Genomic DNA, 14914 nt, shown 5'->3' on the forward strand with positions numbered 1-14914 from the left:
AACGTAAAAAGAACATTTCGAGCGGGGACTTTCTTGTTCGCAAGGGCTGCCCGAACTTGACCACCTTCCCAGGTTTCTCGGTCCATCGTGTTCGCGGAGGTGTACAATGCGCCGCGTTTTTTCTGTGATTCATCGGCGTATGGACGCCACCCCACTCGGAGCTACCCGCTCCGTTTCACTCCGCCGCGTCATGAGCGCGTCGGGTTCGATTCCGTCACAGACAAGAACAACAAGGTGACTATTCAATGAGTGAACACATGTCCCATTCGGGAGCGTTGAAGCGTGGTCTCAAAAACCGCCATATCCAGCTGATTGCCTTGGGCGGTGCCATCGGCACAGGCCTGTTCCTGGGGTCGGCGGGTGTCTTGAAGTCGGCGGGCCCATCGATGATTCTGGGCTATGCCCTGTGCGGCTTCATCGCCTTCATGATCATGCGCCAATTGGGCGAGATGATCGTCGAAGAGCCGGTCGCCGGTTCGTTCAGCCATTTCGCACACAAATATTGGGGCGGTTTTGCGGGCTTTCTGTCTGGCTGGAACTGCTGGGTGCTGTACATTCTGGTGGGCATGTCCGAGCTGAGCGCCGTCGGAAAATACGTGCAGTACTGGTGGCCGGAAATCCCGTCCTGGGCCTCAGCGGCCGTGTTCTTCGTGATGATCAACGTCGTCAACCTTGCCAACGTCAAAGTCTTTGGCGAAGCCGAGTTCTGGTTCGCGATCATCAAAGTCGTCGCGATTCTGGGCATGATCGCGTTGGGCAGCTACCTGCTGGTCAGCGGCAACGGCGGCCCCCACGCGTCGGTGAATAACCTTTGGGACCACGGCGGCTTCTTCCCCAACGGGGTGAGTGGTCTGGTCATGGCGCTGGCGTTCATCATGTTTTCCTTCGGCGGCCTGGAGATGCTCGGTTTCACCGCCGCAGAAGCCGACCAGCCGAAAGTCATCATCCCGAAAGCGATCAATCAGGTGATCTACCGCATCCTGATTTTCTACATCGGCTCGCTGGTCGTGCTGTTGTCGTTGACCCCGTGGGACGCGTTGCTGACTGACCTGAATGCGTCCGGCGATGCCTACAGCGGCAGCCCATTCGTACACGTGTTCTCGATGCTAGGCAGCAACACGGCAGCGCACATCCTCAACTTCGTGGTACTGACCGCCGCGCTGTCTGTATACAACAGCGGCACCTATTGCAACGCGCGCATGTTGTTCGGCATGGCCGAGCAGGGCGATGCGCCTCGTTCACTGGCCCGGGTCGATGGCCGGGGTGTGCCGGTGCGGGCCATTCTGGTGTCAGCCGCAGTAACCGTGATCGCCGTGTTGCTCAACTACCTGATCCCGCAAAACGCGCTTGAGTTGCTGATGTCGCTGGTGGTCGCAACGCTGGTGATCAACTGGGCGATGATCAGCTACTCGCACCTGAAGTTTCGCCAACACATGGCACGCAAAGGCCAGCAAACGCTGTTCAAGGCGCTGTGGTATCCGTATGGCAACTACCTGTGCCTGGCATTCGTGGTGCTGATTCTGGGGATCATGCTGATGATCCCGGGGATTCAGGTCTCGGTGTACGCAATTCCGGTGTGGCTGCTGGCGATGTGGGTGTTCTTCCTCATCAAGAACAAACGCCACGCCGACGCTGAATCGATGGCTCAAAGGACGTCCATCATCAAATAAGGTGTCTGCCGTGCTGATCATCTCGAACAACGTTCACCTGCCCGACAGCGAGGTCGAATTGACGGCCATTCGCGCACAAGGTGCGGGCGGGCAGAACGTCAACAAGGTGTCCAGCGCGATGCACCTGCGGTTCGACATCAACGCCTCGTCATTGCCGCCGTTCTACAAAGAGCGGCTGCTGGCCCTGAGCGACAACCGGATCACCAGCGACGGCGTGATCGTCATCAAGGCTCAGCAATACCGGACGCAGGAACAGAACCGGGCCGATGCGCTGGAGCGGTTGAGTGCGTTGATCGTCAGTGCGGCGAAGGTGGAGAAGAAGCGCCGCCCGACCAAGCCGACGCTGGGTTCGAAAACCCGCCGCCTGGACTCCAAGTCCAAGCGCGGGTCGATCAAGGCGGGACGCGGGAAGATCGACTTTTGAACTCCGCCGTATTGTGGGAGCCAGCAAGTCGGCTCCCACAGGTTTTGCAGTGTCAGACGCTTGCAGTCTTCTCCCGCATCACCTTGGCCTGCTTGTACAAATAAACGCTCAACCCCAATCCGCCCAGCGACGCCAACGCTGCGAAGAGAAAGATCGAGGCGAAGCCGAAGCCCGACGCCACAGCCCCCGCGAGCGGCCCGGTGATGCCTAGCGACAGGTCGATGAACAGCGAATAAGCGCCCACCGCCGCCCCCCGGCTGGACGCTGGCACCAGGTTCACGGCCTCGACGCCCAGTGCCGGGAACACCAGCGAGAAACCAAAGCCGGTCAGGGCCGCACCTGCCAGCGCCAGATTCGGGTTCGGCGCCAGCCACAGCAGCAATAAGCCCAATGCTTCCACCGACAGACAGGCGATAGCCACCCGAAAGCCGCCGATGCGATTGATCATGTTGCCGAACAACAAGCGCGCCCCGATGAAGCAGGCGCCGAACAGGCTCAGGCACAGCACAGCATTCGGCCACGAGTGGCTGGCGTAATACAGGGTGATGAACGTGGCGATGGTGCCGAAACCGATCGAGCCCAACGCCAGCCCGGTCCCGTGAGGGAGGACCCGGCCCAGCACATGGATAAAGGGCATCCGCTCGCCGTGCACGATGGGCGCAGGCGTCTTCTTCCAGGCCAGCCCAATACCCAGCGCCGCGAGCAGGATGATGCTTACGCCCATGCTCCACAGCCCCAGCGCGTTGACCATCAACACACCCAGGGGGGCGCCAATGGCCAGCGCGCCGTAGCTGGCGATGCCGTTCCAGGAAATCACCTTGGCTGTATTCGCGGCGCCCACGCGGCCGATGCCCCAGCCGATGGCGCCCGATCCCACCAGACTTTCGGCGCTCCCGAGTACCAGGCGACCCAGAAACAGGCTGATCAGGCTCACCATCGGCCATGCATCCAGCCAGCCGGCCAACAGCATGAACACACCGCTCAGCCCGCAGCCAAACAGGCCGATGATGACCGCCTTTTTGGGACCTTTGTTATCGATGATGCGTCCGGCATGGGGGCGGCTGAGCAGGGTGGCCAGGTATTGCACGCTGATCACCAGACCGGCTGTTACCGCGCCAAAGCCAAGGTCGGTGTGCACGTAGCCGGGTAACACAGCCAGCGGAATGCCGATGTTCAGGTAACCGATAAAGGTGAACAGGACGATGGAAACGACCTGCAAGGTGACTTTGACAGGACGTTGAGTTGCGGCGCTTGAAGCGTCTGGCATGGGGCTGGATCCACGGTTACGACTGAAGAGGGTAGCGGGGGGGTACATCTGAATGAAGCGTAGACGCTGGAAACTCAAGCGATGCCACATGATAACGAGGGTTTCGCGTTCCAGGGAGTCGAAGGTTGAAGCTGCGCTGAATCGAACGCTGATTTAGCAGCGTGAAGGGTCGTGTTTATTCGGCGGCGGGCGTCACCAGCTGAGTCGTGATCAGCGCGGCGAGAGCGTTTTCCCGGGTGCCGAAGCGCGCCAGCAGCGCTTGCTGTTTTTCCGGTGTAAGGCGCGCCCAGATGTCGATCATCTTTTCAGCGGCGCCAATGAAGGCTTGAGCCTGGGGATCTGTAGATTCGGTCATGGTTCTGGTCTCGGAGCATTCAGCCCTTATGGAAGTACGCCTCGAAGACGCTCTTGCATAGGGGCTGAACATTTAACCCTCAGCGTTGGCCTTCGGCTTTCTTGCGGTCACTGTCTTTCGCACCGGCTTTCATCTCGATCGGCTGACCAAGTTCCTGACGGGCTGCTGCGCTTTGCTGGGTTTGGCTTGGGAAGGGGAAGTTTGGGATTTCATGCATCGTCTGTCGCTCCTCACAAGTGGCGTTGTTCAGTCCGCAAAAGGCCTGTAGCCAATCTGCGGACTTCCCTGAGCTGCCGATCAGGCAGCGCGTCCAAAAAACGCAGACGGAGGATACCCCACAACAAATGACAAACAGACTTTTTATCGGTGCCCGTTGGTCATGTAGTGGCGTTTGAGTCCTACAACTTATCCTGGATCACGCTGAATCCTGTGAGAACCGGCGTGCTGGCGAATGCGGTTTGCCAGCCGACATAGCATCTCCCACAGGGATGGCGTAGCCCGCTTTAGCGGGTCAGTCCTTGCACACCGCAGCGAACGCTGCAGCCAGGGCATCAAGCCTTGTGGCATCAATACCCGCAACGTTGGCGCGCCCTGCCGCAACCATGTACACGCTGTGCTCCTTGCGCATGCGTGCCACTTGATCATCGTTCAAGCCTGTGTACGAAAACATGCCACGCTGGACGCCGATATGGGCGAAGCGCTCGCCGAGCCCCAGCGGTGTCAGGGCCTCGACCAGCCCTTGACGCAAATGCGCGATGCGGCTGCGCATGGCCTCGACTTCATCGGCCCACAGCGCCTTGAGCTCCGGATCCCCCAAAATTTCAGCCACCACCGCCGCGCCATGATCCGGTGGGCTAGACCACAGATTACGCGCCGTCGCGGACAATTGACTGCGCACGTCGGCCAGCTTTTCACTGTTGTCGGCGCACACCAGCAGTGCACCCGTGCGCTCGCGGTACAAGCCGAAGTTCTTCGAGCAGGAACTGGTGATGAGCAGTTCCGGCAGTTCAGCCGCGAACAGCCGAACCGCCCATGCATCTTCTTCCAGCCCGTCACCGAAACCCTGATACGCGAAATCGATCAGCGGCAGCAGATGGCGGCGTTTGACGATCGCGAGCACGTCTCGCCAGTCATCGTGGCTGAGGTCGAACCCGGTCGGGTTGTGGCAGCAGGCGTGCAGCAGCACGACGTCACCTTCCGGCACGGTGTTCAACGCTTCCAGCATGGCGGGAACATTGAGTGTGTTGTCGCTGCCCACATACGGGTAGTGATTGACCTTGAGCCCCGCTGCGGCATAAATCGTTTCGTGAATCGGCCAGGTCGGGTCGCTCAGCCAGATGCCCTTGCCCGGCAGGCAATTGGCGATGAAGTCGGCGGACAAACGCAAGGCACCCGTGCCGCCCGGCGTCTGGGTCGCGCCCACACGCTTTTGCTGGATCAGCGGCGAACCGGCGCCCATCACCAGTTCACAGATCAACGTGCCGAAACGCGGCTCGCCATGGCCACCGATGTAGGTCTTGGTCGGCTGCGAGTCCAGCAGACGCTGCTCGGCCAGCTTGACCGCGCGGGGAATGGTGGTCAGGCCTTGCGCGTCCTTGTACACGCCAACGCCCAGGTCGAACTTGTCCGGATTCGGGTCTATGGCGTACGCCTGGATCAAGCCCAGGATTGGATCGTCAGGTACACGCTGAATCTGTGAAAAATGCATTTTACTTACGGCCCTCGGCGCCTGTAGCCACCTCGTCGGTGCGGGCGGCCATGATGAAGTCGTTGCGGTGCAGCCCTTTGATGGAGTGGCTCCACCACGTCACGGTCACCTTGCCCCATTCGGTCAGCAGACCCGGGTGGTGACCTTCGGCTTCGGCAATTTCGCCGACCGCGTTGGTAAACGCCAGCGCAAATTTGAAATTCTTGAAGAGATACACCTTTTCCAGTTGCATCACGCCATCACGGACTTCGATGTTCCAGTCCGGAATCTGCCGCAGCAGTTCCGGCAATTCGGTTTCACTGACCTGCGGGGCGTCAGCGCGGCAGGCTTCGCAATGGGCTTGGCTTAGAGCAGTCATACGAGGGTCCTTCTTTCAGGCAGCTGTTGTTTTGGAAGGCTGTGCTTTAGGAGCAAAGCGGGGTGCATGCAGGCCCAGGCCCATCGCGGTCTGGACCATGCCCATGATGTCTGCGTGGGCAAGGTCGAACAGGTGCTTCAGGTCAGGGAGTACAAAATACACCGGTTGCAAAATGTCGATGCGGTACGGCGTGCGCATGGCTTCTATCGGGTCGAACGGCTGGTGTGCCGGGGTCGAGGACAGGCTGTACGGCGTTTCACGGGGTGAGGAGAGGATGCCACCCCCATAAATCCTGCGCCCCTGTGCGGTGTCCACCAGTCCGAATTCGATGGTCATCCAGTAGAGGCGGGCAAGATACACGCGCTGTTCTTTACTGGCTGCCAGACCGAGCTGGCCGTACATGTGGGTAAATTCTGCAAACCATGGGTTGGTCAGGAGTGGGCAGTGTCCGAAGACTTCGTGAAAAATGTCAGGCTCTTGCAGGTAGTCCAATTCCTCTTCGGTGCGAATGAACGTGGCGACTGGAAAACGCTTGCTGGCCAGCAGTTCGAAGAAGGTCTGGAAGGGGATTAACGCTGGAACCCGAGCGACTTGCCAGCCCGTCGTAGCGCCCAACGTGGCGTTGATTTCGGCCAGTTGCGGGATGCGATCGTGGGGCAAGTCGAGCTGCTTGATACCGTCGAGGTATTCCTGGCAAGCGCGACCTTCGATCACCTTCAACTGACGAGTGATCAGGGTGTTCCACACCCGATGATCGGCCTCGGGGTATTCGATAAAGCCGCTGGGGTCCGGTTCTCGGGCAACGTACTGCGTGCTCATGCTGCTCTCCTGAATGGCTTGTTTTTATATGGAGCGCGGGGTTGCAGGGGGTGACCCGCATGAGCCTATAGATACCGTTTCCGGGTGATTTTGCAGCGGGGCATGAGCGAGCTAGGCCCGAGGCTAGATCCCTGATCTGTAAAGAAATCCTGACAGATCGATTTCAACCACGCCGAATCCGCGCCCGTCGACGCCGATGAGCACTTTGGCTGTCACGTATTCTTGACGGTAAACTTCGCCCTATGACAAAAAAGTCTGTCCGATGACAAGAGTCGACTCGCCATGCGTATCAAAGTCCATTGCCAAAACCGCGTCGGAATCCTGCGCGACATCCTCGAATTGCTGGTCTCCTACGGCGTCAATGTGTCCGGCGGCGAGGTGGGGGGGGAGCATGGCGACGCGATTTACCTGCGCTGTCCGAACCTGATCAACCTGCAGTTTCAGGCGCTGACCCCTAAGTTCGCAACGATTTCCGGGGTTTTTAGCGTCAAGCGAGTGGGATTGATGCCCAGCGAGCGTCGGCACATGGAGTTGAATGCGCTGCTGGGGGCGCTGGAGTTTCCCGTGTTGTCGATCGACATGAGCGGCTCCATCGTCGCAGCCAATCGGGCGGCCGCTCAGTTGCTGGGCGTGCGGGTCGATGAGGTCCCTGGCATTCCGCTGTCCCGTTACGCCGAAGACTTCGACCTTCCGCAATGGGTCCGCGCCAATCGCTCACGGATCAATGGCCTGCGGGTCAAGGTGAAAGGCGACGTCTTTCTCGCCGACATCGCGCCGCTGCAATCCGAACACGAAGACAGCGAAGCGATGGCCGGTGCAGTGTTGACCCTGCACCGGGCGGACCGCGTGGGTGAGCACATCTACAACGTGCGCAAGCAGGAGCTGCGCGGCTTCGACAGCATCTTCCAGAGCTCCAGAGTAATGGCCGCCGTGGTGCGGGAGGCCCGGCGTATGGCGCCGTTGGACGCGCCTCTACTAATAGAAGGTGAAACCGGCACTGGCAAGGAACTGTTGGCGCGGGCCTGTCATTTGGCAAGCCCTCGGGGCCAGTCGCCAATGATGGCGCTCAACTGCGCGGGATTATCCGAGTCCATGGCCGAGACCGAACTGTTCGGCTACGGCCCCGGCGCGTTCGAAGGCGCCCGGGCCGAGGGCAAACTCGGGCTGCTGGAACTGACGGCGGGCGGTACGTTGTTTCTCGACGGCGTGGCGGAAATGAGCGCCCGGTTGCAGGCGAAACTCTTGCGTTATCTGCAAGAAGGCTGCTTTCGCCGCGTAGGCAGCGATGAAGAGGTGTATCTGGATGTGCGGGTGATCTGTGCCACGCAGGTCGATCTGTCCGAACTCTGCGCGCGCGGTGAGTTTCGCCAGGATCTCTATCACCGTCTGAATGTGTTGTCGTTGCACATCCCGCCATTGCGCGAATGCCTCGATGGCCTGGCGCCGCTGGTGCAGCATTTCCTCGACCAGGCCAGCCGGCAAATCGGCTGTTCTCTGCCGCGCATTGCCCCTGCCGCGTTTGACCGCCTCAACCAATACCACTGGCCTGGCAACGTGCGTCAGCTGGAGAACGTACTGTTTCAAGCGGTTTCGCTGTGCGAGGGGGGTGTGGTCAAAGCTGAACACATTCGTCTACCGGATTACGGCGTACGTCGACCGTTAGGGGACTTTTCATTGGAAGGTGGGTTGGACGCGATTATTGGACGGTTTGAAAAAGCCGTGTTGGAGCAACTTTATGCCGCACACCCAAGTAGTCGCTTATTGGGCAAACGGTTGGGTGTTTCACATACGACAATTGCCAATAAGTTGAAACTTTATGATGTCGGTAAAGGTTGAGCCAATGCAGTGCAGAGACGCGCCTGCCCGCGATTGCGATATGTCAGATAACCCGGAATTAACAGCCTGATCGCATTCGCGGGCCAGCGCGCCTACAGGAGCAAGCCTGCAAGTGGCATCAACCGTTGCTGCACCCGTTGCCCATGACCATGTATTCCATGACATGACGCTGGCCGTGGGAATCTTCGTAGGTCATGTGCTGCGGCACAACGCGGCATACGTTTGGCACCTCGCCCACCGAGATGACTTTGGCGATGTCCAGCTTGGTGGAATAGCTGTAGTGCTCGACCTGTTGCTGGGTCCGTTGTTCGTGTGCCGCGACTTTGGCACCCGATTCTTCTGCCATTGCCAAGGCGCTGAAACCACAAAGCGCCATTACAACCAGTGCAGCTTTCATTCACGTGTTCCTCTAGGTTGCTTCGTCGACGCTGCAGAACAGGAATGCCGTTCAGCAGGGTGCCCAAAACCCTTATGGGGCTTTGTGAGAAGCCGGTTAATTGCAGGTTGAGTTGCTGATCGACATGCCGCTGTGGGGGGCTGTTAGTTGTCAATCGTTTGCCGAGTTGGCGAAATGAATTCTAAGCGCCTGACCTGAAGTTATATACGAACCATTTTGATAAAGACTGTTGAGCTTTTCGGTAACAATCGCCCCTTCAGCCCACAATGCGGTGGATTCCTTTGTGCTTTGGTTCGCGTGCTTAGATGAAGATTCATCGCGTTCCAGGCAATCGCTTGCTTTTCGGCGTTATGCTGACGACCGGTAAGACCATCGTCGAATGGCTTTCAAAGCCTTCGGGGGATACAACGGTCCCCATACAAAAACAACATTTCCACCGAGGTAAGAAAGATGAGTGCGGCTTCCCTGTACCCCGTTCGCCCAGAAGTGGCAGCCAACACGCTGACCGACGAGGCGACCTACAAGGCCATGTACCAGCAGTCGGTGGTCAACCCGGATGGCTTCTGGCGTGAGCAGGCCAAGCGCCTGGATTGGATCAAGCCTTTCACCACCGTCAAACAGACTTCTTTCGACGATCACCGCGTTGACATCAAGTGGTTCGCCGACGGCACCCTGAACGTTTCCTACAACTGCCTGGACCGTCATCTGGCAGAGCGCGGCGACCAGGTCGCGATCATCTGGGAAGGCGACGACCCCTCGGAAAGCCGCCACATCACCTACCGCGAACTGCATGAAGAAGTCTGCAAATTCGCCAACGCCCTGCGTGGTCAGGACGTGCACCGGGGTGACGTGGTCACCCTCTACATGCCAATGATCCCGGAAGCCGTTGTCGCCATGTTGGCCTGCGCGCGCATCGGCGCCATTCACTCGGTGGTTTTCGGCGGTTTCTCACCAGAAGCCCTGGCTGGCCGCATCATCGACTGCAAATCGAAAGTGGTGATCACCGCCGACGAAGGCCTGCGTGGGGGCAAGCGCACCGCACTCAAAGCCAACGTCGACCGCGCCCTGACCAATCCTGAAACCAGCAGTGTGCAGAAAGTCATTGTGTGCAAGCGCACCGGTGGCGACATCGAGTGGAACCGCCACCGCGACATCTGGTACCACGCCCTGCTGGAAGTGGCTTCTACCACTTGCGCACCAAAAGAAATGGGTGCCGAAGAGTCGCTGTTCATCCTTTACACCTCAGGCTCCACCGGCAAACCGAAAGGCGTGCTGCACACCACCGCGGGCTACCTGTTGTATGCCGCGCTGACCCACGAACGGGTGTTCGACTACAAGCCGGGCGAAATTTATTGGTGCACGGCGGACGTGGGCTGGGTTACCGGCCACAGCTATATCGTCTACGGCCCGCTGGCCAATGGCGCGACCACGTTGTTGTTTGAAGGGGTGCCGAACTACCCGGACATCACCCGCATGTCGCAGATCATCGACAAGCACAAGGTCAACATCCTTTACACCGCGCCGACCGCCATTCGCGCCATGATGGCCGAAGGCACCAAAGCCGTTGAGGGCGCTGACGGGTCGAGCCTGCGTCTGTTGGGTTCGGTGGGCGAGCCGATCAACCCGGAAGCCTGGAACTGGTACTACAACACCGTGGGCAAACAGAACTGCCCGATCGTCGACACCTGGTGGCAGACCGAAACCGGCGGGGTGCTGATCAGCCCGCTGCCGGGCGCGACGGCGCTGAAGCCTGGTTCGGCGACCAAGCCGTTCTTTGGTGTGATCCCCGCCCTTGTAGATAACCTCGGCAACCTGATCGAAGGTGCGGCCGAAGGCAATCTGGTGATTCTCGATTCATGGCCGGGCCAGTCTCGCAGCCTGTACGGCGATCACGATCGCTTCGTTGACACCTATTTCAAAACCTTCCGTGGCATGTATTTCACTGGTGACGGCGCCCGCCGCGATGAGGACGGCTACTACTGGATCACCGGTCGCGTCGACGACGTGCTCAACGTGTCTGGCCACCGCATGGGCACCGCCGAGATCGAAAGCGCGATGGTTGCTCACCCGAAGGTCGCCGAAGCAGCAGTGGTGGGCGTGCCTCACGATCTGAAAGGGCAGGGCATTTACGTCTACGTCACCTTGAACGGCGGCGAAGTGCCAGACGAAGCGCTGCGCATCGAGCTGCGCAATTGGGTGCGCAAGGAGATTGGCCCGATCGCCTCGCCTGACGTCATTCAGTGGGCGCCGGGCCTGCCGAAGACACGCTCCGGCAAGATCATGCGCCGCATTTTGCGCAAGATCGCCACGGGGGAGTACGACGCGCTGGGTGATATTTCCACGCTGGCTGATCCAGGTGTGGTTGCGCACTTGGTCGAGACCCACAAGACCATGAACGTCGCCTGACGCTTCACCGGTCAAGACGCCCCGTTCGGTGTAAGCCGTACGGGGCGTTTTTTGCGATGTCGATCTTGAGCGCTCACCATAGGCCTAGTCGTTTATTGGCAATCAGAAAGCTTGGCGATACTGCCCATGCCGCACTTGTTTCTAATTGGCGAACTCAAGCATTGCTTGGCTATAGGAGATTAGGCAATTTCGAGTCTCAATCGGAAATAGTAAAGCAACGCCGTTGCGATCGTAGTCACAATCATGAGGTACGCATTTAGCTTTGTCTGGCACGCGAAGCGTGATCATGGGGCAAGTATCAGAGTTATATGTTTAATGTGATTGCCCATGCCACCTGATCCGGATGTGCTTAGGCGCTATATTAAAAAAGGAAATAAAAACCTGTTGCTCCTAGGCAATTGATAAGCGCCATTATATATAGTGCACGCACCTGCGCAATAAGCGAGTAGGGAAGTCGCGAATAAACTTCAGGGGAAACTTCTCCGCGTTTTTGCATAAGCTTTGGCATGAATATGATCATTGATAATGCGTTGAGTCTAGCCTGTCTTCCTATCAAGCTCGCACCACAGGTATTTTTGTACCAGCCGATAAAGCTCGTGTCGTATAAAAGCTTTTCAGCTTTCTCAAGTTTGGTATAGAGAAATAATATAATTAAAACTACATTGGCCAAGACGCTACCTAGATTGATGAACGCCCACCACAATTTAATTCCCATTTTCGGTCTGCCATTCGTAAAGCTTTGTGCCCACTGCCTCGCCAATTTTTTCACCACCCATACCAGCCCCATAACCCCCAGCAGCGGCCCCCACGATCATACAAGCCAAGGCGCCGGGTCCGCTGAGAGCGCCTAGCACAAGAAAACAGGCGAAAGTCCCAGCTGTGCTGCCGAGCATTCCTCCTACATACCCCAAGCCAACACCCCCCACCAGCTTTGAGCTTTCTACAAACTTTGCTTTCGTACACTGGTGCTCGCGCCCAGCGGAGCAAGCCTCCTTCACTTCCAGTCCCGCTGCGGCGATATTCAACCCAATCCCAACCGGCGTCCCAGCCTTCAGAATCTTCGCAGCCTTGGCAATACTCCCGATACGTGCCGCGTAGCCCCTAATTTCCGGCGTGTTCAGGTAGCTCTTGGTTGATATCCCCAGCATTTTCTTGATTGAGCCTTTGTTGTGCATGCCTGTTCCCCAACGCGCGATTCCTTTCAACTGCGTTTCGAGCTTAGAGAACAAAACTCGACGCTGTGTGATGAACTCCTGCCGTGCGAGGGTCGTGCCTTTTCTGAGTGAGGTCTTGTGAAGCTGTTCGATGTCCTTGAGGGTTTGTTCAACTCCGCCCAAGTGTTTGGCCCAACTGCCACTGACGGCACCGATGCCGAGTGAGCTGTAACTGAGCATGTTCTGCAGCAGGTCGTAATTTTTGATCATGTGCCCATCGCCGCCAACTTGATGCGAACGCAGATGGCGTCGGACGTTATCGGCGTAGTCCATCATTTCGACTTCTTCGCCGGTCAGGGTGCTTGTCGAGAGGTCGCCCATGATCACCAATTGACCGGGCACGACGACGATATTTCGGAGGTGCCCGTTGAGTACGTCAAACTTTTGATTGCCGCCTACTCGGTTTTTCAAGGCGGTGTAGGTTTGCATCTGGTCGTTGATAAAGAAGTACGGTCTGGCCATGTGCGTGTTCTCAACCGAAGCGTTTATTAGCGATGCGATCCCAGCCGCCGGAGATATTCCCTGCAGCCGCGCCGTCGCTGCGTTTCTGCTGGGTGTACACGATGTGGATACGGCCGAAATTGATCTGTACGCGCTCCAGAGGCTCGCCGCTTTCGCCATCTTGTGAGAAGTCCGAGATGATCACTTCTTCGAGGCGCACTTCGTAGTATTTGAGTTTGTCGCCACCTGCTCGATAGAGGCACAGCGTCAGTTCTTTGATGTGCTCACCCGAGCAACTGGCTTCGAACAGGCGGGCGCTGGAATTGTCCAGTCGTTTGCTGAAACTGAAGTCCGTCAGGGTCGCGCGACCTGAGCCTGCGCCGCCGTTGGAGCTGGCCGTCGCTGAGGTGCTTTGATTGACGCCAAAGGTATACCCGGTGATTTCAATCCAGCCTTTGTGCCGATCATCCAGCGACTCACCGGCGATTCCGTCTAGTTTGATGAATCCGTCAAATGCCATACCACCACGTCCTTGCTAGTTGAGGAGTCGCGAGGATAGGGTCGGAAGGTTGCTGTCTGATAGCGTCCAGTGAAGAGCTTTTTGGTGGTTTCGGAACGATCCTACGCGCGTTGTTTTCTTGCCCTACTAAATGCTGCGTTTCGAGTAAGGGGAGGGGGTGGGGGTTGTTCGAGAGTGGCATTTGGATCGGGATGTGGCGCGCCCCCACGTGAGGATCATGACAACGATCCGATCGTCCGACGAGTCAACATGCTCGGGATATATCGGTTTGTTACCTGAAGAGCGAACCGTGTCACCCGTTGCGTTGGAGTGGGGCGAAACGCCCCGCTTCTGTTGCAATTCATCGCCCCAAGCCGACCGCCCGACACGCTGGACTTGCCGGATTAGAAGGCTTTGCCAATAATGGGCGCGTTATTTGCTTCGTTGATAGGTTTGTCGCTACCGGCTCAGGCATAAACCCGCTGGGCTGTCAATCGGGCTGAACGACTTTCCCAGTGCTTCTGTAATTTGTTGTCGCATTGAAGAAATATCGACTTCCCGCCTGCCGTTAAAATGCCGACCACTCGCCGAAGGCCTGTCGAGCCCTGAGCCCCGACGGCACCTCGCGTCGCAATTTCAGTGATTCCTTCTGCCCATTGAGCGTTTTGCTCACTGCCCCTTGTCGCGTTATACCGATGGAGTTCCACGAATGAAAAAGCTCATGCTGCTGGGCGCGTTGGCGCTGTCCGTACTGGCACAGCCTGTGTTCGCCGATGAAAAGCCCCTGAAGATCGGCATCGAAGCGGCGTACCCTCCATTCGCCTCGAAAGCACCGGACGGCAGCATCGTCGGCTTCGACTACGACATCGGCAACGCCCTGTGCGAAGAGATGAAGGTCAAATGCGTGTGGGTCGAGCAAGAGTTCGACGGTCTGATCCCGGCCCTGAAAGTGCGCAAGATCGACGCAATCCTGTCCTCGATGTCCATTACCGAAGACCGCAAGAAGTCCGTCGACTTTAGCAACAAGTACTACAACACCCCGGCCCGTCTGGTCATGAAACAGGGCACTGTCGTCAGTGACGGCCTGACCGAACTCAAAGGCAAGAACATCGGCGTGCAGCGTGGCTCGATCCACGAGCGTTTTGCCAAGGAAGTCCTCGCTCCGCTGGGTGCTGAAGTCAAACCCTACAGCTCGCAGAACGAAATCTACCTGGACATCGGCGCCGGTCGTCTCGATGGCACTGTGGCAGACGCCACGTTGCTGCAAGACGGTTTCCTGAACACCGAATCGGGCAAAGGCTACGCGTTCGTCGGCCCGGCCTTCACCGACGTCAATTACTTCGGCGACGGCGTGGGCATTGCGGTCCGCAAGGGCGACAAAGCCGATCTGGACAAGCTCAACGCGGCCATCGCGGCCATCCGTGCGAACGGCAAATACAAAGCGATCCAGGACAAGTACTTCAACTTCGACATTTACGGTCAGTAAGTCGACGTCTGTCTGCAATGGCGCGATCAGCGGG

Annotated in this window: 15 protein-coding genes; 5 read left to right on the forward strand and 10 right to left on the reverse strand. The window is 58.1% G+C overall.

Annotation, left to right across the window (positions count from 1 at the left end):
- The first annotated feature begins 245 nt into the window (after nt 1-245).
- Nucleotides 246-1670, forward strand: coding sequence for an amino acid permease (locus B3N48_RS06670; protein WP_296180991.1), 1425 nt, complete (start codon nt 246-248; stop codon nt 1668-1670).
- Nucleotides 1671-1680: 10 nt separating this feature from the next.
- A complete protein-coding gene (arfB, locus tag B3N48_RS06675) occupies nt 1681-2094 on the forward strand; it encodes an alternative ribosome rescue aminoacyl-tRNA hydrolase ArfB (RefSeq protein ID WP_296180993.1) in 414 nt (137 codons plus the stop codon).
- 52 nt (nt 2095-2146) lie between these two features.
- Here arfB and B3N48_RS06680 read toward each other — a convergent pair whose 3' ends face one another.
- From B3N48_RS06680 to phhA, 6 genes are all read right to left on the reverse strand, one after another.
- Nucleotides 2147-3361 (reverse strand): MFS transporter, encoded by a 1215-nt coding sequence (locus B3N48_RS06680; protein WP_296180995.1) that lies wholly within the window; start codon nt 3359-3361, stop codon nt 2147-2149.
- A 175-nt stretch (nt 3362-3536) separates the two neighbouring features.
- Nucleotides 3537-3716: a hypothetical protein gene (locus B3N48_RS06685; protein WP_296180998.1), complete on the reverse strand. Its 180-nt coding sequence runs from the start codon at nt 3714-3716 to the stop codon at nt 3537-3539.
- A gap of 79 nt (nt 3717-3795) precedes the next feature.
- On the reverse strand, nt 3796-3933 hold the full coding sequence (locus B3N48_RS06690) for a hypothetical protein (RefSeq protein WP_296181001.1): 138 nt from the start codon (nt 3931-3933) through the stop codon (nt 3796-3798).
- A gap of 294 nt (nt 3934-4227) precedes the next feature.
- A complete protein-coding gene (locus B3N48_RS06695; protein WP_296181003.1) occupies nt 4228-5424 on the reverse strand; it encodes an amino acid aminotransferase in 1197 nt (398 codons plus the stop codon).
- 1 nt (nt 5425) lies between these two features.
- A complete protein-coding gene (locus B3N48_RS06700) occupies nt 5426-5782 on the reverse strand; it encodes a 4a-hydroxytetrahydrobiopterin dehydratase (RefSeq protein ID WP_296181005.1) in 357 nt (118 codons plus the stop codon).
- Nucleotides 5783-5797: 15 nt separating this feature from the next.
- A complete protein-coding gene (gene phhA / locus B3N48_RS06705; RefSeq protein ID WP_296181007.1) occupies nt 5798-6601 on the reverse strand; it encodes a phenylalanine 4-monooxygenase in 804 nt (267 codons plus the stop codon).
- Between the two features lie 282 nt (nt 6602-6883).
- On the opposite strand from phhA, the gene B3N48_RS06710 reads away from it, so the two are divergent.
- Entirely contained in the window at nt 6884-8437 is a 1554-nt protein-coding gene (locus B3N48_RS06710) for a sigma-54-dependent transcriptional regulator (protein WP_296181009.1), read from the forward strand.
- A 118-nt stretch (nt 8438-8555) separates the two neighbouring features.
- Here B3N48_RS06710 and B3N48_RS06715 read toward each other — a convergent pair whose 3' ends face one another.
- Nucleotides 8556-8834: a DUF2790 domain-containing protein gene (locus B3N48_RS06715; RefSeq protein WP_296181011.1), complete on the reverse strand. Its 279-nt coding sequence runs from the start codon at nt 8832-8834 to the stop codon at nt 8556-8558.
- A 450-nt stretch (nt 8835-9284) separates the two neighbouring features.
- Here B3N48_RS06715 and acs point away from each other — a divergent pair, with 450 nt between their 5' ends.
- The gene (acs, locus tag B3N48_RS06720; RefSeq protein ID WP_296181013.1) at nt 9285-11240 is read left to right on the forward strand and encodes an acetate--CoA ligase; all 1956 of its coding nucleotides are present in this window, start codon (nt 9285-9287) and stop codon (nt 11238-11240) included.
- A gap of 361 nt (nt 11241-11601) precedes the next feature.
- Here acs and B3N48_RS06725 read toward each other — a convergent pair whose 3' ends face one another.
- The 3 genes from B3N48_RS06725 to B3N48_RS06735 are packed head-to-tail and all read right to left on the reverse strand — an operon-like array spanning nt 11602 to nt 13415.
- Nucleotides 11602-11955: a hypothetical protein gene (locus tag B3N48_RS06725; protein ID WP_296181015.1), complete on the reverse strand. Its 354-nt coding sequence runs from the start codon at nt 11953-11955 to the stop codon at nt 11602-11604.
- Nucleotides 11945-12916, reverse strand: coding sequence for a hypothetical protein (locus tag B3N48_RS06730; protein WP_296181016.1), 972 nt, complete (start codon nt 12914-12916; stop codon nt 11945-11947). The genes B3N48_RS06725 and B3N48_RS06730 overlap by 11 nt, the downstream gene beginning before the upstream one ends.
- A gap of 10 nt (nt 12917-12926) precedes the next feature.
- Nucleotides 12927-13415, reverse strand: a complete 489-nt coding sequence (locus B3N48_RS06735; protein WP_296181018.1) for an Hcp family type VI secretion system effector — start codon at nt 13413-13415, stop codon at nt 12927-12929.
- 688 nt (nt 13416-14103) lie between these two features.
- Between B3N48_RS06735 and B3N48_RS06740 the strand changes: the two genes are divergently transcribed.
- Nucleotides 14104-14880, forward strand: coding sequence for an ABC transporter substrate-binding protein (locus B3N48_RS06740; protein WP_296181021.1), 777 nt, complete (start codon nt 14104-14106; stop codon nt 14878-14880).
- Nucleotides 14881-14914 lie beyond the last annotated feature (34 nt).

Origin of the sequence: Pseudomonas sp. UBA1879 (assembly GCF_002338065.1) — a bacterium.
Classification (GTDB): Bacteria; Pseudomonadota; Gammaproteobacteria; order Pseudomonadales; family Pseudomonadaceae; genus Aquipseudomonas.